The organism is Mycobacterium sp. 4D054 (genome assembly GCF_052245755.1).
In the GTDB taxonomy this organism is placed as follows: Bacteria; Actinomycetota; Actinomycetes; order Mycobacteriales; family Mycobacteriaceae; genus Mycobacterium.
In genome coordinates this window covers 129,487-147,069 of record NZ_JBQQCF010000010.1, presented here as the reverse complement: position 1 = coordinate 147,069, position 17,583 = coordinate 129,487, and the positions used below count along the sequence as shown (strand labels likewise).

Here is a 17,583-nt window from a genome sequence, read left to right as displayed (position 1 = left end):
AGGGGCCCAGCTCGATCCACTCATAGCCCGACTCGGCGACCTCGTCGAGGAAACGGGTGTAGGGCGTCTGCTGCGGATCGTCGGGAAACCACACCCCCCACGAATCCGGCGCGGAGCCGACACGAATGCTGCTCATACAGGTGTCCTTTCGATGGTCGATGTCGGGGCGCCCTGGCTTTCCAGACGTTCCTCGAGTTCTTCGAGGGTCGTGCCCTTGGTCTCGGGCACCAGGCGGTGCACGAAGATCCAGGACCCGATGTTCACCAGGACGAAGAGGGCGAAGGTTCCGGTGGACCCGAGTGCGTTGTTCAGCAGCGGGAACAGGAACGAGATGACCGCGTTGGTGCACCACAGCACGAAAACCGCTATGCCCATGGCGAAGCCGCGCACCGACAGCGGGAAGATCTCCGAGAGCAGCAGCCACACACAGGTTCCGATGAACATCTGCACGAAGCCGACGAACAGCACCATGCAGGCGAGGATCACGTAGCTGCGAGTGGTGTTCTCCGGCAACAGGAACACAGCGGCGAGCGCCGCCTGCGATGCGGCCACCCCGGCGAATCCGATGAGCAGCATGGTGCGCCGGCCGATGTAGCCGAGCAGGATGATGCCGATGATCGTGGTGATCACCGACGTGACGCCGACGGCGATGGTCGCGACCAGCGCGGCGCTGACCCCGAGACCGCTCTGCTCGAGGATGGTCGGTGCGTAGTAGTTCACGGTGTTGATTCCGGTGGCCTGCTGCACGATCGCCAGTCCGCACCCGATCAGCACGACGCGGCGGATCCACGGCACGTCGCGGATCACAGAGAACGGCGTGCTGGTGCTCTTGAGCATGTGGCTGGTGTGGTCCACCACGATCGCGTACTCGGTCTCGGCCTCGACCGGATTGCGACTGAGCTGCAACACCTTCCGGGCTTCGGGGAGTCGGCCTTTGAGCGCGTACCAGCGCGGGGAATCCGGCAGCACCAGCATCCCGATCAGCAGCGCGACCGCGGGGACGGCGGCCACCGCGAGCATGGTCCGCCATACGTGCGGATCGCGGACGAGGTGGTCGAGCAGCGCGTTGGTGGCGAAGGCCAGCATCTGTCCGGTGACGATCATCAGTTCGTTGATCGTGACCATGCGGCCACGACGCTCGGCCGGCGCCATCTCGGCCAGGTACAGCGGGCACGTCACGGCGGCGGCGCCGACTCCGAGGCCCAGCACGATCCGCGCGGCGACCATGATCTGGACGTTGGGCGCCAGCGCGCAGCCGATCGCGCCGACCAGGAACAGACCCGCGCAGACCAGCAGCGAGCGCTTGCGCCCGATCCGGTCGGCGACCCGTCCGCCGAACAGCGCTCCGAATGCCGCGCCGGGGAACAGCAGCGAGCTGACCACGGTGGCCTCACCGAAGGGCGACAACGCCAGGTCGTCGTTCATGTAGAGCAGGGCGCCGGAGATGACGCCGGTGTCGTAGCCGAACAACAGACCGCCGAGGGTGGCGATGACGGTGAGCTTCGTCAGGAAGCGACCCGACTGATCGCGTGGGGTTGAAACAGACACCGGGAACCTCGCTTCGGGAACTAACGCGCGTTAGTAACGCGCGTGAGGTCTACTATGAACCGGGCGGTCCGAATGTGTCAACCGTCACTCGTCGAAAGGACCCCGCTCGTGCCCACACCGCGCCGACGCCCCCCCGGCGCCGCGCCACGCCGGCCCACGATGGCCGACGTCGCCGAACGCGCCGGGGTGTCGCGCACGCTCGTGTCCTTCATCCTGGACGGCAAGCCCGGCGCCAGCGACGAGACGCGGCAGCGGGTGCTGGCGATCGCCGACGAGATCGGCTACCGGCCCGACTCCGCGGCCCGCCTGCTCGCTCAGGGCCGCAGCCGCACCCTGGGCGTGATGAGCGACATCCGGCAGCTGTTCGAGGCCGAACTGATCACCCACATCTATCCGGCCGCCGAACGACTCGGCTACGAGGTGCTGCTGTCGGCGAACCTGCCCGGCCGCACCGAGGCCACTGTCGTCGACTCCCTGCTCAGCCACCGGTGCGGGGCACTGATCCTGCTCGGCCCGAGGTCCGACGAGGACTTCTACGCCCGGCTGGCCGCGCGGGCGCCGGTGGTGGTCGCGTGCCGGCGCCTGACCGGCGTGGACGGCGAGCTGCCGCTGGCCACCGTGCGCACCGATGACGCCAAGGGCATCCGGCAGGCGATCGATTATCTGGTCGGGCTGGGCCACCGCCGTATCCACCACGTCGACGGCGGCAAGGATCCCGGGTCGGCCGACCGGCTGCGCGCATACCGGGGCGCGATGAGCGCGCACGGACTGGCAGACGAGATCGTGGTGATCCCCGGTGCCCACAATGAGGAGGCCGGCGCCGCCGCGGCACACACCATGCTGGCGGCGCCGAGGCTGCCGACCGCGGTGCTGGCCGGCAACGACCGCTGCGCGCTCGGCGTTCTCGACGTCTTCACCCGCGCAGGCGTGGATGTCCCCGGTCGAGTGTCGCTGATGGGATACGACGACAGCCGGCTGTCGGAGAACCCGCGAATCGACCTGACCACCATTCACCAGGATGCGGGCGAGATCGCTCGGCGCTCGGTGGAGCTGGCGATTCAGCTGCTCGTCGAAGGGTCGTCGCGCGCAACCGATGTGGTGCTGGAACCGACGCTGATCGTGCGCGGAACGACGGCGCCGCCGTCGCCGGATCGTCACGGTCGGCCCAGCTCGCACTCAGGTGCCGCTGCCACAATCGAGGGATGAACTCCGACGAGCGGCCCAGTCTGCGGGAGCGCAAGAAGACGCGCACCCGCGAGACCGTGCGCCGCGAGGCGTTCCGGCTGTTCGAACGGCACGGCTACGCGCAGACCACCGTCGAACAGATCGCCGAGGCCGCGGAGGTCTCTCCGCGCACGTTCTTCCGGTACTTCCCGACCAAGGAATCGGTGCTGTTCTCCGACGACCTGTTCGCGCCGATCATCGAGGCGTTCCTGGCAGCGCCGGCGGAACTGTCGCCGGTGGCCGCGTACCGGCACGCCGCCGCCGAGGTGTTCGCCGCGATGGCGGGCACGGAATTCGACTACGTGATCGCCCGGCAGCGGCTGCTGTACTCGCTCCCCGAGGCCAAGGGGGCGCTGTGGAACGAGCACGTCAAGGCGATCCGGCGGCTCACGACGGCGATCGCCCAGCGGCTCGACCGGCCTGAGGACGACGACCAGATGCGCGTCACCGCCGGGGCCATCATGGGCGTGTTCATGGCCGCCTCCGACGACGCGCCGATGTCCGGCGAGGCCTTTCTCAACGCACTCGACGTCCTCGACAGGGGCCTGCCGGAGTAGCGGGCCGACACGCTTACCGTCGTTATTACAGTAAGATCGCCCAGGACGCCCTCGGACGGGCGACCGGAAGGTGACGATGGCAGATTCAACCGGGCAGTTCCGCGATGCGCCGATCTTCGACGCCGACCAGCACATGTACGAGACGCCGGACGCGCTGACCAGATATCTGCCGGAGCGTTATGGCCGGGCTGTGCAGTACGCGCAGTTCGGCCGGCACACCAGGATCGTGATCAACAACCGGGTGTCCGACTTCATCCCGAACCCGACCTTCGAGCGCGTCGCCGCCCCCGGCGCCCACGAGAAGTTCTTCGCCGGCCAGAACTCCGAGGGCCTGACGCTGCGCGAGATGCAGGGCCCGGCGATCGCGGCGCCGGCGGCCACCCGCAACCCCGCCGACCGCGTCGCCGAGCTCGACCGCCAGGGCGTGCGCGAGGCGCTGAACTACCCGACGCTGGCCAGCCTGATCGAGCATGCGACCGCCGACGATCCCGAGCTGACGCTGGCCGTCATCCACGCACTCAACCAGTGGATGGCCGAAGACTGGAGTTTCGACCATCAGGGCCGGGTGTTCTCCACGCCGATCATCAACCTGTCCGAGGTCGACGGCGCCCAGCGTGAACTCGAGTACGTGCTGGCCCACGGCGCCAGGGTGGCGCTGATCAAACCCGGCCCGGTCAACGGGCTGCGCGGCTGGCGCTCGCCCGCCCTGCCGGAGTTCGACCCCTTCTGGCGCGACGTCGAGGCGGCGGGACTGCCGATCGTGCTGCACGCGAGCTATCCCCCGCTCGATGATTACGTCGGCAGGTGGGAGCCGCCGCACACTCAGAACTTCATGGCGATGAGCGCTTTCCGCTGGATGGTGCTGGGCCACCGCGAGATCGCGGACATGATCACCAGCCTGATCTGCCACGGCACCCTGACCCGCTTCCCGAAGTTGCGCATCGCCAGTGTCGAGAACGGCAGCTCGTGGATCTTCCCGCTGTTCAACGACTTCGAGGAACTCGCCAAGAAGATGCCGCAGAACTTCCCCGAACATCCGTTGGACGTGTTCCGCCGCAACATCTGGGTCAGCCCGTTCTGGGAGGGCTGCGTGTCCGACGTCGTCAACACCGTCGGCTGGGACAAGGTGATGTTCGGCTCGGACTACCCGCATCCGGAGGGTCTGGCCGAGCCCAAGGGCTTCTGGAAGTACGCCGAGGGCATGGACGTCCGACGCACCTACGACTTCATGGGCGACAACGCGCGCCGGTTCATGGGACTGCCGATCGTCAACCCGGACCCGGCGGCGGTTAAGCCTCCGGCGCTGACCACCGCCTGAGGCGCCGGCGGCGCCCGTATCTAGACTCCGAACCGATGAATGACCGTGCGGTGCACTTCGTCGGTGCGGGCCCGGGCGCCGCGGATCTGCTCACCGTGCGCGCCACCCGGTTGCTCGCCGACGCCGGGCTGGTGCTCTATCCCGGAACCTATCTGGACCCCGCGGTGCTGGCTGGCTGCTCGCCGGACGCCGAACTCGTCGACACCGAGCACCTCGACCTGGACGCGATCGTCGTGCGGCTCGTCGCCGGTCACCGGTCGGGTCGGCTCGTGGTGCGGCTGGTCTCGGGTGACCCGTCGGTGTACTCGGCGGTCTCCGAACAGACGCGGCGGCTCGACGCGGCGGGCGTGCCCTGGGACGTGACGCCCGGGGTACCGGCGTACGCGGCCGCCGCGGCCCGGGTCGGCCGCGAACTCACCGTGCCGCTGGTCGCGCAGTCGGTGGTGCTGACCAGGACCCAACAGCGTTCCACGGTGATGCCGGAGACCGAGTCGCTCAAGAGTTTTGCCGCCACCCGCGCGACGCTGGTCCTGCACCTCGCGATCACCCGGATCCGGGCGCTGATGGCCGAGATCGAACCCGACTACGGACCCGACTGCCCGGTGGTGGTGGTGTACCGGGCCTCCCAGCCGCGGGAGCGGGTGCTGCGCGGCACGGTCGCCGACATCGCCGACGCGGTGGAGGAGGCCGGCCTGAGGCAGGCCGCGGTCATTCTGGTGGGCCGGGCGCTGGCGGGCCGGCCGGATCCTGAGGCGGGCGAGAGCTTCCTGTACGACCCGGCGCGGGACCGGTCGGGAGGTACTCGGTGAACGGCGGTGCGGCAGCGCTGTACGACGTCATCAACCGCCGCCGCGACACCCGCAGGGAGTTCACCGGCGCGCCTGTCGCCGACGACGTGATGCAGCGAGTGCTGCTCGCCGCGCACGCGGCACCGTCGGTCGGCATGTCGCAGCCCTGGGATTTCATCCTGGTCCGGTCGCCGCAGACCCTGCGGATGTTCCGCGACCACGTCGTGGCCGAGCGGGAGACCTTCGCCGCCGAGTTGTCCGGCGAGCGCGCCGAGACCTTCCGGCGCATCAAGATCGAAGGGATCTGCGAAGCCGGCCTCGGCGTCGTCGTCGGCTACGACCCGACCCGGGGCGGCCCTCAGGTGTTGGGCCGGCACGCGATCCCCGACGCAGGCCTGTACTCGGTGGTCTGCGCGATCCAGAACCTGTGGCTGGCCGCGACCGCGGAGGGGCTCGGCGTCGGCTGGGTGTCGTTCTACCGCGAGGACTTCCTGCGCTCGCTGCTCGGGATGCCCGACCACGTGCGACCGGTGGCGTGGCTGTGCGTCGGCCCCGTCAGCGACCTGCCCGACGTACCCGACCTGGAACGCTTCGGCTGGCGGGCGCGGTCGTCGCTGGAGGCGGTGCTGCACGAGGAGCGCTACGGGCACTGAGCTTGCGGAAGTGCCGTCCTGCCGAATCCGCTACGCGTTTTGAGACATGATGGGCGTCATGACCGTTCGCGAGATTCAGGTGAGGATCGACTGACATGGGCGGGCCACCCACCACCGAGGACGGACACTTCGTCGTAATCGACAGACGCCGTTGGCGTGCAACGGATCCCGCGATACCCGAGGACCGGCGAGCCGAACTCACCCGGATCCTGATGGCGTGGCGGCGCGAGGTGCGCCGCACCAAGGGCACCGACGGTGAGGCAGCGGCCCGCGCCGCCGTCAACACGGTCAAGATCGCGCTGGGCGAGCGGGGTTCGCCGCCCTGGTGGGAGCAGAGCGACGCGCAGCGGCGGGCCCGCTGGGAGGCTCAGGTCCCCGAACCATCGCGCTGAGCCTCAGAGCTTCAGGACGCGGCCGGCGATCACCAGGTGCACGTCGTCGCACAGCGCCGCGACACGTTGATTGGCGGTGCCCAGCAGATCGCGGAACAGCACCCCGGACCGGTGCGACGGCACGACGCCGAGGCCGACCTCGTTGGTCACCACGACCACATCCGGTGTCTCGGCCAGAGCGGCGCACAGCGCCGACATTCGGAGGGCGACCACATCGTGGATCTCATGAGAGTCCCTCTCCCACAGATCTTCTCGATCCAGAACCGCGGTCAGCCAGGTGCCCAGGCAGTCGACCAGAACGGAGCCGTCGGCGTCACGGATCGCGGCGGCGACATCGGCGGTCTCGACGGTCCGCCAGTGCGCGGGACGGCGGGCGCGGTGCTGGGCGACCCGCGCGTCCCAATCGGGATCGGTGCCGTCGGCGGGACGGCCCGGGGCCAGGTAGGTCACGCGTTCGGCTGCGGCCAGCAGTTCTTCGGCGTGCCGGGATTTTCCGGACCGCACTCCGCCGGTGACCAGGATCCTCACGTCGCCACCCGGGGGAGGCTGCGCACCCAGGCCGTAGCGTCGGTGAGGTCGTGCACGGTGGGCACCCCGGCGGCGCGGGGCGGGCGGCGCACTACGACCACGGGTATGCCGAGCCGTTCCGCGGCATCCATCTTGGGCCAGGTGTGTTCTCCGCCGGAGTCTTTGGTGATCAGCACATCGGAGCCGTGCTCCCGCATCAGCTGCAACTCTCCCGAAAGTTCGTAGGGGCCGCGGCTGTTCAGCAGTTGCCAGCGGGCGGGCAGCGTGACGTCCGGGGCCTGCACCACCCGGGCCAGCACGGCGTGATCGCGAAGATCGGGGACGAAGCGGGCGATCTCCTGGCGTCCCACGGTCAGAAAGGGCCGGCGCCCGAGCCGCGCCGCAGCGGCGGCGGCCCGCTCGTGGGTGTCGGTCCAGTGCCAGCTGTCACGGCTGCGGTCGGCCCAGCCCGGCCGCTCCAGCCGCAGCAGCGGCACGCCGGCCTGGTGGCACGCCGCGGCCGCATTGGCCGAGATGTTCTTCGCGAACGGGTGCGTCGCGTCGACGACGGCGTCGTAGTCGCGCAGCGCCGCGCGCAGGCCGTCGACTCCGCCGAACCCACCGATGCGGACCTCCCCGACCGGGAGTCGGGGCTCGTTGACGCGGCCGGCCAGCGACGTGGTGACCTCCACACCGTCGGCGGTCAACAGGTGCGCGAGCGCCCGCGCCTCGGAGGTGCCGCCCAGCAACAGGATTCGGATCACGGCGCCCCCGGCGGAAGAAACGGTAGTCCCGACGGTGGACCACTGCCTACGAGGTCGATCAGCGCGTCGACATCGATATGCTGCTCGACGAGATCACCGAGCAGGTCGAGGCGGTGCTCGCGCGCCTTCGGGAACGAGACGCCCGACGGCACCAGACCGAGGACGTCGGCCAGAAACCGCGCGCGCAGCGCATCACCTTCGAACGCGCCGTGCCACATCGTGCCGAACACCTGCCCGCTGCGGGCGCCCCCGAGGAACTCCTCGACACCGGCGCCGCGGGTGATCCGGCCGTGGTGGATCTCGTAGCCGGCCGCCGGCACCCCGCCCCACTGCCCTTCGGGCAGCCGGAGTGCCTTGTCCACAACAAAATTCGTCTCGACATCCAGCAGACCGAGTCCGGCCACCTCGGCGGTGGATCCTTCGACGCCGTGCGGGTCGCGGACCGTCTGGCCCAGCATCTGAAAGCCACCGCAGATGCCGAGCACCGGTTTTCCCGCCGCCACATGGGCCAGTACCGCGCGGTCCAGGCCGCGGGTGCGCAGCCAGGCCAAGTCGGCGATCGTCGAGCGCGTTCCGGGCAGCACCACCAGGTTCGCGTCGGCCAGAGCGCTTGGCTGCGAGGCGAATACGACGTCGAGCCCGGGCTCCAGACCCAGCGCGTCGACGTCGGTGAAGTTGCTGATCCGCGGCAGCCTCACCACCGCGACCCGGCGTGCGCCCGGGCGGGTGGAGCCGCGGTGCGTGAGTTCGAGCGCGTCTTCGGAATCCAACCAGACGTCAGGGTGCCACGGCAGGGTGCCGAACACCCGACGTCCCGTCAACCGTTCCAGATCGCGCAATCCGGGCTCCAGCAACGCCTGCTCACCGCGGAACTTGTTCACCACGAAGCCCGCGATCAGTGCCTGATCCTCGGGCGAGAGCAGCGCGACGGTGCCGAAGAAGGCCGCGAACACGCCACCGCGGTCGATGTCGCCGACCACGACAGTCGGCAGCCCCGCGTGCCGTGCCAGCCCGAGGTTGACGTAGTCACCTGCGCGCAAGTTGATTTCGGTCGGGCTACCCGCTCCTTCGGCGATGACGACGTCGTAGCGGGCGGCCAGGTCGTCGTAGGCGGCGTGTGCCGCCTCCGCGAGTGGCCGACGGCCGCCCAGCCAGTCCGACGACGACACCTGCCCCCACGGCCGGCCCATCAGCACCACGTGGCTGCGGCGGTCGCCACCGGGTTTGAGCAGCACCGGGTTCATCGCGGGCTCGGGGGTGGCGCGCGCGGCGAGTGCCTGCACCCACTGCGCGCGTCCGATCTCGGCTGCACCACCGTCCCCCGCGCAGACCATCGAGTTGTTCGACATGTTCTGGGCCTTGTACGGCGCGACCTTGAACCCGCGCCGCGCGAATGCCCGGCACAGCCCGGTGGTCACCGCGGTCTTTCCGGCGTCGCTGGTGGTGCCGGCGACCAGCAGGCCGGTCACCGGTTGCGCCTGACCAGGAACGCGTCCATCACCCAGCCGTCGTGCGCGTCGGCAGCCGCGCGCGCCTCGGTGATCTCGGGCAGCGCGTCGGCCAGCCTGCCTGCGACGAGGCGTTCGCCCGGGGCGCCGAGGTTGGCGCCCCACCAGATCGTCCAGTCGTCCAGACCGGTGAAGTCCACCCGTTCGGGCGGCGGATTGAGCATCGCGACGATGTTGTCCAGCCCGGCGGAGACCGCCTCCTGTAATCGCCGGCCGGTCGTCACGTGAACCGGCCGGCCCACCTCGTGCAGCACGATGCGGTGCCGGGCGGCCAGCAGCTGCGGCGCGCTGATGCCGGGAAGCACGTCGAAATCGACGGAGACCTGCGGGCTCAGCCGGTCGCGCACCTTCTCGACCACCCTGATCGTCGAGTCGTACAGCGACGGATCGCCCCAGACCAGGAACGCCGCCGTGCCGCCTCGCTCCCGCAGGACTTCCGCATACTGGGCGGCGCGGGCGTCGTGCCAGCCGGCGACGGCGGATTCGTAACCGCTGGTGCTCAGGGCCGTGGAGCGGTCCCGGGCGGGGTCGGGCAGCGCCACCAGCTCGGCGCTGCCGTGGCGTTCGACGATCTCGCGGCGCAGCGCGAGCAGGCGGTCGTCCGCGGATTTCTCCGCCGCGAGCACGTAGTCCACGGTGTTCAACGCGGCGGCGACCTCTGGGGTGACGTGCTGGGGACCCATGCCGACACCGAGAATCCGGATCCTGACCGCCGCGCCCATGCAGTGATTGTCCCTGGCCGCGCTCACCGCTCGCGGAGCAGCCCCGCCGCGGCCGCGTCGACGGCCGCGGTGACCTGCCGGACGGTTTCACTGTCGAGCTTCCAGCACTGCCAGTACAGCGGCACGTCAAGATGCGCGTCGGTGATCGGCACGAACGAGCCGTCCAGCAGCTGGACCGGGTACATGCCCCAACCGAGCCCGGCGTGCACGGCGGCACCGAACCCCGCTGCGGTGGGCACGAAGTGGGTGGGCCGATCGATGTCGCGGCGAAAGACTTTGCGCACCAACTGGTCCTGCAGCGCGTCGTCGCGATTCCACGCCAGCGACGGTGCCCGGGCGGCAGCCTCGCGGGTGAAGCCGTCCGGAAGGTACCGCCGCACGTAGGCCGTCGAGGCGACCGGCACATAGCGCATCACGCCGAGCGGGTGCACCCGGCAGCCGGCCACGGGTGTGCGCTCGGTGGTCACCGCCCCCATCACCACCCCTTCCCGCAGAAGTCGCGCAGAATGGTCCTGGTCCTCGATGCGCACATCGAACAGCACCTGCGGCAGCCGGGCGAACACATCGGTGAACCACGTCGCCATGGAGTCGGCGTTGACCGCCAGCGCGATCCTGGGCAGGTCCGCGCTGCCGCCGCGCATCTCGGCGAGCGCCTCGGCGGTCAGCAGCGCCGTCTGTGCCGCCAACCGCAGCAGCGGGACACCCGCCGGAGTTGCCACACATGGCTTTTCCCGCAGCACCAGCACCTGGCCGACCCGCTGCTCGAGGGCTTTGATCCGCTGGCTGATCGCCGACGGGGTGACGTGCAGGTGGGCGGCGGCGGCGTCGAAGCTGCCGTATTCGACCACCGCCGACAACGCGGCCAGGTGCGCGGTGTCGAGCTGATCGGCCACAGCAGAGATGCTAGCGACAGCGTCGCAGTTCCCGAGGTCTTCTCGGCTGCTGTCGTGGTGCCCCTGGACGATGGCGCTGTGGTCGCGGTGGTGGCCGCCGCCACCGCGCCGCTGACCGCGCCGACGCCGACCTCTACGACCGTAAATGCGCGCGCCAGGCCTGGCCGCCGTCGGTCAGCCCGCGGTGCCGGACGCGTTGATCACCACGTCGGACCGGTTGTGCGCAGCCAGCCTCGCGGCGACGAAATCCGCCGCCTGCTGTGTCATTCCGGTCTGGACGTACTGGCTGTGCGCGGGGCGGTCGTCGCCGTCGGAGCACACCGGATCGGCACCGTTGCACAGGTCGATCGTCTTCACCCCGTATTGCGGGCTGATCGAGCTCAGCGGCCGGCCGATCTTGGTGGACGGGTTGCCGAACACCGCCACGGCGGCCACATGGTCGGCCACGGGTGCCGGCATGAGGCGCCCGAACCCGAAGGTGGCGTTCGGGTCTGCGGTGATCAGGTCGATCGCCGCCGCGCCCTGGGAGTAGCCGCCGAGCACGATGCTGGTGGCGGGGCAGCTCGCCGCAATTGCCTGAATGTGTGCGCTGGCGTCGTCAGCGCCGACCGGGGTGGACTGCAGAAAGTCGTAAGAGGCAGGGTAATTCACCGCGTAGGTGGCGACGGTGCGGCCGCCCAGTTCGTTACGCAGCGCCGCGACGAAGGCATCGCCGACCCGCCCCAGTCCTGCGGGCTCGGCTGTGCCGCGTGCGAACACCACTTCCACGTCGGGACAGGATTCGTCGGCTTGGGCACTCGCGGCGCCCGGCCCGATGAGGCCGGCGGCGAGCGCGCCCCCGGCCCCCGCCATCACCAGGGCGCGGCGGACGGACTTACCGGAGACGGCATGGGCGGTCGAACAGCGAGCGGACATAGAGCTCTCCTCGGTCGTGGCCGCCCCCGCGGCGACAACCTATGAAAGCTCCGGGCCCACCGAGAAAATTCCATCCGGAGCCGACAACCCCCTCAATGGCGGCTGGCACCCACCGCCGCTACCAGGTGGCTGGTGATCGGGTGGCCGGATGTCTGGTAACCGCGCAGTGGCCCGTAGACGAAGAGGTGGTGGCCGGCGAAATCGAAGATCGCTGTCAGCAGCGCGTCGAGCAGCGGCGGCCACACCGGCCGGGCGGGCACCCCGAGCGGCAGCACCACCGCAGTGGCCCTGCCCGCCGCTGTTGCGACCGGGATTCTCTGGCCGGGGACGCCGTACACGCCGGCTGAGGTGGTGCCGGAGAACAGATCGTCGACCCAGCCGACCGTGATGTCCGCCGCGGCCTTGATGTTTCGGGGCAGCGAGAACCCACCGACGACGTACTCACCAAACTGCACGACGGGGTTGCCGCCCTCCATGTAGTCGATGTGCAGGCCGCCCACGAGGCCCACGCCGTTGAAGTGGTCCGGGCGGGCGAGTCGAAGCTTGTCGGCCATGTCCCCTCCGCGGCTCCAGAAGTATCGCTCCGAGGAGATCAGGTAGATCGGCCGGTCGTTGTCGCCGCGCAGTTTGGCCAGCGCATCGCTGACCAGACGTGACCCCGCCGGCTCCACCCCGTCGAGCATGACGACCCCGGCGAGGTCCTCGATGGCGCCGTTGTCGGCCAGGAAGCCGGCGACGCTGGTGACCAGCGTGCCGCCGGCCGAATGGCCCACCAACACGAACCTGTTCGGCAACCCGATGTCATATTCGGCTGCGGCCGAGGCGCTTTCAACCAGTGCGGTACGGTCTCCGACGAACAGCTCGGCGACGGCGCGGTGCATCGTGGACCCGCCCACCCACGCGGCGTCGGGAGCGAAGAAGTTCGATGTCAGCGACGGCGCCACCACGATGGCGTTGGTGCGCTCGGCGAGCCGGGCGATGGTGTGGCTGTACATCGGGCCACTGGCCAGGAATCCGTGCTGGAAGTACACCAGGCGCGTGGATTCGTTTACCGTCTCCGGGAAGTACCAGTCGGCCTGCACGCTGCGGCCGGCTCCGATCGGCAGGTCCAGTCGGGAAGTCCGCACCGTCACGGTGCTGTTCGGCGACAGCACCGGCGGGCCGTCGATGAGGTGGATGAAGCCCACGAGCACGTTGAGCACCAGCGACCCGACGACGTTGAGCAACGACGGCGCGCGTGCGGGTGACGTCGCTGCAGCGGCGCTCATCCGCACCGCCGTGGTGGCGGCCGCCGCGCGCCCGTCAGACTCGGGGTCCAGCGTTGCGGCAGGTGCGAGCTCGGCGACCTCGGCGGCGTCAGCCCCGACCGTCTCGATGATGTTCTCGCCGGCCGGCTCAACGGTGCCGTCGACCAGAGCCGCGGTCTCGAGATCGTCCGCGACACCGGTCCCGGGGCTGGCCTCGGAACCGGTGTCGGGCCCGCTCTCCAGCGCGCTGGAACCGCTGTCGCCGAGTGCGATTCGGTCCAGTCCGGCCGTCTCATTCTCGATGTCGCCCTGTCGGTCGGTTCCCGGCTCGGCCGCAGGTTCGGGCTCGTCGGTCTCGTCGACCGGTTCCGACTCCTCGACCTCCTCAACCTCGTCGACCGGTTCGGGTGCGTCGGCCCCGTCCACCTCGTCGAGCCTGCCGACCGCTCCTGCGTCGTCGGTGTCACCGCCCTGATCGGTTTCGGCAGCCGACGGCGTCCCCGTGCCACCGTCGACCGGCATCGCCCAGGCAGCGGGTACACCAACGAGAACCGCGCCCGACATCGAGGCGGCCACTAGTCCGGTGCCGAACAGAACGGTCCAGCGGCTTCCCATACGCCCCCCGCTATAAATAGACATTAGTCAATGTTTGTCTATTTATAGCCGCGGCCCGCGACGGGCACAAGAGCGGGCATACTGGGCACGCAATGGTTGAACTCGATGCGCAGGCGCCGACCGGCCGTCCGCGCGGCCGGCCGGTCGGCGGCGGTAACACCTCGGAGCAGGCCCGGGCGGTGCTGATGGACGCCGCAGAGCGCTCGATTCTGCGCCGCGGATATCAGGCCTCGACGATGGAGGTCATTGCCCGGGAGGCGGGCTACTCCCGCGCGGCAATGTACCGGCACTTCCCGAACCGGCAACATCTCCTCGAGGCGCTGGTGGCACGCAAAACGCGCAAACACCAGCGCGAGATCGTTCACCGGCTTCCCGAGAATGCCTCCATGACAGAGCTTTTGGTCGAGGGGCTGGTGATCGTGGCGACCGAGTTGATCCATGACCCGCTGTTGCAGACGCTGTCCGAGCAGACCGACGACGGCACCGTCGCGCACCTGGTGGCCACCGCGGCGCAACTCCCCGAACTGGTCGAGCACCTCGTGGCCGAGATGGGAAGCGGTGATGGGATTCTCCGCCCCGGCCTGCGGCCCGGTGACGTCGGGCAGTTCCTGATCACGACCGCGCTCACCATGCTTCTCGGAGTGATCCCGGGCCTCGACGATCCGCAGACCGCTCGGCGCTACGTGCGGACGTTCGTGCTACCGGCGATCCTGGCCGACCCGCCGGCCCCCGACGAGGTCTTCTCAGCGCTCACGCGCTGCCGTTCGACGTAGTTCTCGGCCGCCCGCGCGATGAAGTGTTCGGTGGGTCCGGGACGCCACCCCAACTCGCGGGTCGCCTTCGCATGGCTGGCCGGTGACGTGAAGGCCAACAGGAAGGCGCTCTGCCTGCTGATCGGAACCTGCACGCGCAGAAGCGATCCCACCATGTCGGACAGGTAGGCGAAGGCGTACACGACCGCCATCGGCACGCCGATCCGGGGGCGTCGAGCACCCACCGCGTCGGCCGCGGTGATGAGCAGTTCCCGGTGGGTCATGAAGCGTTCGGAAGCGATGTAACGCTCACCGACCCTGCCCCGCACCGCGGCTCGCAGCATCGCGTCGGCGGCGTCGTCGATGCCCACCACCTCAGAACCCACCCCCCGGACGTAGAACGGAAGCTTGCCGAGCGCCGCGAGTTGGACGAACATGCCCTGACGCGGCTGAAAGTCCGGCGGTCCGTACGGATTCGACACGTTCACCACGACCGCGGGCACCCCGCGATCCGCGGCGTAGGACAGCACCAGTTGTTCGGCGGCGCGCCTGGACTCGATGTAGCTTCCGGCGCGGTCGGCCCAGTTGAACGGTGTGTCCTCGTCGACGGTCTCGCCGTGAACCCCGACGGCGATGGTGCCGATCGTGCTCAGGAACACGAACCGCTTCAGATCCGCGACGGCGGCGACCTCGAGCACCGCGCGCAGACCCTCGACGTTGGTCGCGAACAGCGGGGCCGGGTCCCGCAGTTCGGCTCTGGTGTCGACGATGCAGTAGTAGACGACGTCGCGGTCGGCCATCGCGGCGGCAGCCGTCGCGCCATCGAACGGATCACCGTAGATCCGTTCAACGTCGAGACCGTCGATCCCCTTGGTGGAACTGGATTTCCGCAGCAGCACCCGGACGTCGGCGCCGCCGGCGGCGAGATGGCGGACCACACACGCCCCGACGTTGCCGCTCGCTCCCATCACCAGCGCCCGCTGGTCCCCCACATTCACGTCGTCGCTGGTCACAGCGACACGATAACGGAGCTGGCTACGGTAACAGCGACAGTTCGGGTCGAATGGTGGGTTACCGCACCCGTTGCCGCAGTTCGGAAGCGGCGTCGGACGAGGTGTCGTACACCCGCACGATGGCCTCGTCGCCCTGCTTGAGGTAGGTGTTCTCGCCCAGCGGGGTGTAGCGTGTGGCGCCGATACCGATCAGAACGTGCTCGGGGTGCCCGCTGGCGACCATCAGCGCGCCGACGTCTTCGAGCGGGGTGTCCGGCGAGCCCTTCTGGTTGGCCAGCCGTTCCACGATCCAGTCGAGCAGTACCTCGCCGTAGTACGAGTAGCCGATCAGCGGACTGTCGACGCCGTAGTCGTGCTCCTGCCCGTCACTGTTGAGGTGGCAGACCAGGCGCAGGGTGGCTGTCGGACCGTCCGGGGTCAGGTCGCTGATGTCGAAGAACTCCGCGGCGACGCCCTTGGACGACGGACCCCAGTTCTTCTTGTGGCTGATCTTCGGCGCCCCCGGCCGCCGGATCGAGCAGTCGTTGAACGCCCCCAGCGCGAACGGCTCGAGAGTCGCGACGGTGTCGCCGTTCCAGACCACGCGGCAGGCCAGTCCGACCTCCGGTTCGATCTGCAGGTTCAGCGGGCCCGAGAACTCCGGGCTGTCGCCCGGCAGCACGATCTCGTCGTTGGACAGCGGGAACTCGCCGAGAAACGTGTCGGAACCCGGGGCGTACCACGGGAAGATCCCCTTCGGGGCAGCGCCCTCACTGGTGACGTTCACGAAATCGGCGGCCTCGCCCGCCTGCTCGAGGTGGCCCGCGAAGTTGCCCGCGACCCCGAAACCGAACCAGTTGCGCATCTCGCTCAGCGGGATATCGATCACGCCCAGCAGCGTACGCGCCGGCGAATGTCAGGCCGCGAGCGTGGTTTCCGGACAGACGCCGTAGCGGCTCCGGTAGTACACGGTGAACGCCTCAACCACACCGAACCCCCACCGCGCCGCGATGTCGGCCACGGTGGCGGTGCCGGGATTGTTGGCCACGAGGTCGCGGTGGGCGCAATGCAGTCGCACCTTGCGCAGGTAGGCCCGGGGGGTGCAGTTCATGTGCGCAGCGAACAGCGCGTGCACCGACTGCGGGGTCACCCGGGCGGCGGCGGCGATGTCGGCCAGCGAGATGTCGGTGTCGGCGTGGTCGTCGATGAAGGCCAGCGCCCGCTCCAGCGCCTGCGGACCGGCGCCGTCGGCGCGGGGCGCGGGGGCCGCGGTGTTCGGGAAGGCGGCCAGCACGCAACCGGCCAGATAGCGCAGCAGCGGCCCGGTCACCAGCGGTTGTGCCACCGCGTGCGCGTTGGCACCGACCTCGAGCCTCAGGTGCGCCATCACGTCGGCGATGTGGCGGTTCGCCTCTTCCGAGAGCGGCCTCATCGAGGTCAGGTCCACCGGCGCGGCGTGGCCGTCGGTGGTTCCGGCGGCCACATGTCCCAGCAGGTCGCGGTCCAGCACGATGACGTCGTAGCGAGCGCGGTCGATGTCGCCGCAGATGCGTTCACCGCAGCGGCCACCGAACGCGACCACGCTGCCGGCGCCGTAGCGCTCGACGGGCCGACCGGGCAGGCTGCCGCCCAGCAGACCAGAGCGCACCCGGCACAGCATCACGCCGTCCGAGGGATCCATGTCGGTGGTCACATGGAAGTTGAACTCCGCGTCGTCCAAGGTCAGTCAGTGCTCCGACGCTGGTTCGAAACACCCGCGTGCGGCCGCCCGGCACCTCCGGAGCGGACACCAGCCGCATGGCCGAATAGGCCGCACTCAAGGCCTCCTCTGCCGCGCCGATGTCGTCGGCGTCGACGAGTACCGCCTCGCTCACCAAACTTCTCCCACCCCTACGGGCCTGCCGATCGACCGGCAGCCGTTGCCATCTTCGCACCCGGGTACCCGTTTCTGCGACCCCCAGCAAACTCGCTGACTGGGCTGCGGCGGACGTGGGTACTGGAGAACGCAGAGGAAGGGAGTGGAGATGACGGGTGACAGTGCGTCGGAGAAGAAGACCGAGGAACCGCAGGGCGGAAGGCCGGGGCCGGAGGATCACGGCCGAGAGGGCGGGATGGCGACCCGGGAAATCGCGCCGGAGCTGACCGAGCCCGACGACAAGGAGTGACGTCGGTGTGTGGCGGGCCGCCG

Annotated in this window: 19 protein-coding genes and 1 pseudogene; 8 read left to right on the top strand and 12 right to left on the bottom strand. The window is 69.6% G+C overall.

All coding sequences use genetic code 11. The features are described 5' to 3' along the window. Both ACTWP6_RS10420 and ACTWP6_RS10415 read right to left on the bottom strand, forming a co-directional pair. Window positions 1–136, bottom strand: a pseudogene (locus tag ACTWP6_RS10420) (2-keto-myo-inositol dehydratase); the annotation flags it as partial. Next, entirely contained in the window at window positions 133–1,548 is a 1,416-nt protein-coding gene (locus ACTWP6_RS10415; protein WP_443187580.1) for a sugar porter family MFS transporter, read from the bottom strand. The pseudogene ACTWP6_RS10420 and the gene ACTWP6_RS10415, both read right to left, overlap by 4 nt. 159 nt (window positions 1,549–1,707) lie before the next feature. On the opposite strand from ACTWP6_RS10415, the gene ACTWP6_RS10410 reads away from it, so the two are divergent. From ACTWP6_RS10410 to ACTWP6_RS10385, 6 genes are all read left to right on the top strand, one after another. After that, window positions 1,708–2,754 (top strand): LacI family DNA-binding transcriptional regulator, encoded by a 1,047-nt coding sequence (locus ACTWP6_RS10410; RefSeq protein ID WP_443187590.1) that lies wholly within the window; start codon window positions 1,708–1,710, stop codon window positions 2,752–2,754. Continuing rightward, window positions 2,751–3,329 carry a TetR family transcriptional regulator gene (locus ACTWP6_RS10405; RefSeq protein WP_443187579.1) on the top strand — a complete coding sequence of 193 codons (579 nt, stop codon included), beginning with the start codon at window positions 2,751–2,753 and terminating at the stop codon, window positions 3,327–3,329. Before ACTWP6_RS10410 ends, ACTWP6_RS10405 begins: the two co-directional genes overlap by 4 nt. A gap of 76 nt (window positions 3,330–3,405) precedes the next feature. Beyond that, entirely contained in the window at window positions 3,406–4,647 is a 1,242-nt protein-coding gene (locus tag ACTWP6_RS10400; RefSeq protein ID WP_443187578.1) for an amidohydrolase family protein, read from the top strand. A 35-nt stretch (window positions 4,648–4,682) separates the two neighbouring features. Continuing rightward, the gene (locus ACTWP6_RS10395; protein WP_443187577.1) at window positions 4,683–5,456 is read left to right on the top strand and encodes a cobalt-precorrin-4/precorrin-4 C(11)-methyltransferase; all 774 of its coding nucleotides are present in this window, start codon (window positions 4,683–4,685) and stop codon (window positions 5,454–5,456) included. Further along, entirely contained in the window at window positions 5,453–6,088 is a 636-nt protein-coding gene (gene bluB / locus ACTWP6_RS10390; protein WP_443187576.1) for a 5,6-dimethylbenzimidazole synthase, read from the top strand. The genes ACTWP6_RS10395 and bluB overlap by 4 nt, the downstream gene beginning before the upstream one ends. A gap of 95 nt (window positions 6,089–6,183) precedes the next feature. After that, window positions 6,184–6,480 (top strand): hypothetical protein, encoded by a 297-nt coding sequence (locus tag ACTWP6_RS10385; RefSeq protein ID WP_443187575.1) that lies wholly within the window; start codon window positions 6,184–6,186, stop codon window positions 6,478–6,480. Window positions 6,481–6,483: 3 nt separating this feature from the next. Here the strand turns inward: ACTWP6_RS10385 and ACTWP6_RS10380 are convergent, their stop codons facing one another. The 7 genes from ACTWP6_RS10380 to ACTWP6_RS10350 all read right to left on the bottom strand — a co-directional run bounded on the left by ACTWP6_RS10380 (window position 6,484) and on the right by ACTWP6_RS10350 (window position 13,651). Then, complete coding sequence (locus ACTWP6_RS10380) at window positions 6,484–7,008, bottom strand: bifunctional adenosylcobinamide kinase/adenosylcobinamide-phosphate guanylyltransferase (protein WP_443187574.1); 525 nt, start codon at window positions 7,006–7,008, stop codon at window positions 6,484–6,486. After that, window positions 7,005–7,748 (bottom strand): cobalt-precorrin-6A reductase, encoded by a 744-nt coding sequence (locus ACTWP6_RS10375; protein WP_443187589.1) that lies wholly within the window; start codon window positions 7,746–7,748, stop codon window positions 7,005–7,007. Before ACTWP6_RS10375 ends, ACTWP6_RS10380 begins: the two co-directional genes overlap by 4 nt. Further along, window positions 7,748–9,220: a cobyric acid synthase gene (locus tag ACTWP6_RS10370; RefSeq protein ID WP_443187573.1), complete on the bottom strand. Its 1,473-nt coding sequence runs from the start codon at window positions 9,218–9,220 to the stop codon at window positions 7,748–7,750. The genes ACTWP6_RS10375 and ACTWP6_RS10370 overlap by 1 nt, the downstream gene beginning before the upstream one ends. Continuing rightward, the gene (cobF, locus tag ACTWP6_RS10365) at window positions 9,217–9,981 is read right to left on the bottom strand and encodes a precorrin-6A synthase (deacetylating) (RefSeq protein WP_443187572.1); all 765 of its coding nucleotides are present in this window, start codon (window positions 9,979–9,981) and stop codon (window positions 9,217–9,219) included. The genes ACTWP6_RS10370 and cobF overlap by 4 nt, the downstream gene beginning before the upstream one ends. 23 nt (window positions 9,982–10,004) lie before the next feature. Then, window positions 10,005–10,874, bottom strand: a complete 870-nt coding sequence (locus ACTWP6_RS10360; protein ID WP_443187571.1) for a LysR family transcriptional regulator ArgP — start codon at window positions 10,872–10,874, stop codon at window positions 10,005–10,007. A 174-nt stretch (window positions 10,875–11,048) separates the two neighbouring features. Continuing rightward, window positions 11,049–11,789 carry a cutinase family protein gene (locus ACTWP6_RS10355; protein ID WP_443187570.1) on the bottom strand — a complete coding sequence of 247 codons (741 nt, stop codon included), beginning with the start codon at window positions 11,787–11,789 and terminating at the stop codon, window positions 11,049–11,051. Between the two features lie 92 nt (window positions 11,790–11,881). Further along, entirely contained in the window at window positions 11,882–13,651 is a 1,770-nt protein-coding gene (locus tag ACTWP6_RS10350) for an alpha/beta hydrolase (protein ID WP_443187569.1), read from the bottom strand. Window positions 13,652–13,743: 92 nt separating this feature from the next. Here ACTWP6_RS10350 and ACTWP6_RS10345 point away from each other — a divergent pair, with 92 nt between their 5' ends. Further along, entirely contained in the window at window positions 13,744–14,424 is a 681-nt protein-coding gene (locus ACTWP6_RS10345) for a helix-turn-helix domain-containing protein (RefSeq protein ID WP_443187568.1), read from the top strand. Here ACTWP6_RS10345 and ACTWP6_RS10340 read toward each other — a convergent pair. The 3 genes from ACTWP6_RS10340 to ACTWP6_RS10330 all read right to left on the bottom strand — a co-directional run bounded on the left by ACTWP6_RS10340 (window position 14,331) and on the right by ACTWP6_RS10330 (window position 17,115). Then, window positions 14,331–15,371, bottom strand: a complete 1,041-nt coding sequence (locus tag ACTWP6_RS10340; protein ID WP_443187588.1) for an NAD-dependent epimerase/dehydratase family protein — start codon at window positions 15,369–15,371, stop codon at window positions 14,331–14,333. The two genes, ACTWP6_RS10345 and ACTWP6_RS10340, sit on opposite strands and share 94 nt — an antisense overlap. A 103-nt stretch (window positions 15,372–15,474) precedes the next feature. Continuing rightward, the gene (locus ACTWP6_RS10335; RefSeq protein WP_443187567.1) at window positions 15,475–16,284 is read right to left on the bottom strand and encodes a DUF5718 family protein; all 810 of its coding nucleotides are present in this window, start codon (window positions 16,282–16,284) and stop codon (window positions 15,475–15,477) included. Between the two features lie 27 nt (window positions 16,285–16,311). Further along, window positions 16,312–17,115, bottom strand: a complete 804-nt coding sequence (locus ACTWP6_RS10330; protein ID WP_443187566.1) for a helix-turn-helix transcriptional regulator — start codon at window positions 17,113–17,115, stop codon at window positions 16,312–16,314. 304 nt (window positions 17,116–17,419) lie between these two features. Between ACTWP6_RS10330 and ACTWP6_RS10325 the strand changes: the two genes are divergently transcribed. Continuing rightward, window positions 17,420–17,560, top strand: coding sequence for a hypothetical protein (locus ACTWP6_RS10325; RefSeq protein ID WP_443187565.1), 141 nt, complete (start codon window positions 17,420–17,422; stop codon window positions 17,558–17,560). Window positions 17,561–17,583: the final 23 nt, after the last annotated feature.

Coding starts and splice junctions, on each gene's coding strand:
- ACTWP6_RS10410 (WP_443187590.1), top strand. CDS start 1,708: ATGGCCGACGTCGCCGAACGCGCCGGGGTGTCGCGCACGCTCGTGTCC.
- ACTWP6_RS10405 (WP_443187579.1), top strand. CDS start 2,751: ATGAACTCCGACGAGCGGCCCAGTCTGCGGGAGCGCAAGAAGACGCGC.
- ACTWP6_RS10400 (WP_443187578.1), top strand. CDS start 3,406: ATGGCAGATTCAACCGGGCAGTTCCGCGATGCGCCGATCTTCGACGCC.
- ACTWP6_RS10395 (WP_443187577.1), top strand. CDS start 4,683: ATGAATGACCGTGCGGTGCACTTCGTCGGTGCGGGCCCGGGCGCCGCG.
- ACTWP6_RS10385 (WP_443187575.1), top strand. CDS start 6,184: ATGGGCGGGCCACCCACCACCGAGGACGGACACTTCGTCGTAATCGAC.
- cobF (WP_443187572.1), bottom strand. CDS start 9,981: ATGGGCGCGGCGGTCAGGATCCGGATTCTCGGTGTCGGCATGGGTCCC.
- ACTWP6_RS10355 (WP_443187570.1), bottom strand. CDS start 11,789: ATGTCCGCTCGCTGTTCGACCGCCCATGCCGTCTCCGGTAAGTCCGTC.
- ACTWP6_RS10350 (WP_443187569.1), bottom strand. CDS start 13,651: ATGGGAAGCCGCTGGACCGTTCTGTTCGGCACCGGACTAGTGGCCGCC.
- ACTWP6_RS10345 (WP_443187568.1), top strand. CDS start 13,744: ATGGTTGAACTCGATGCGCAGGCGCCGACCGGCCGTCCGCGCGGCCGG.
- ACTWP6_RS10340 (WP_443187588.1), bottom strand. CDS start 15,371: ATGGGAGCGAGCGGCAACGTCGGGGCGTGTGTGGTCCGCCATCTCGCC.
- ACTWP6_RS10325 (WP_443187565.1), top strand. CDS start 17,420: ATGACGGGTGACAGTGCGTCGGAGAAGAAGACCGAGGAACCGCAGGGC.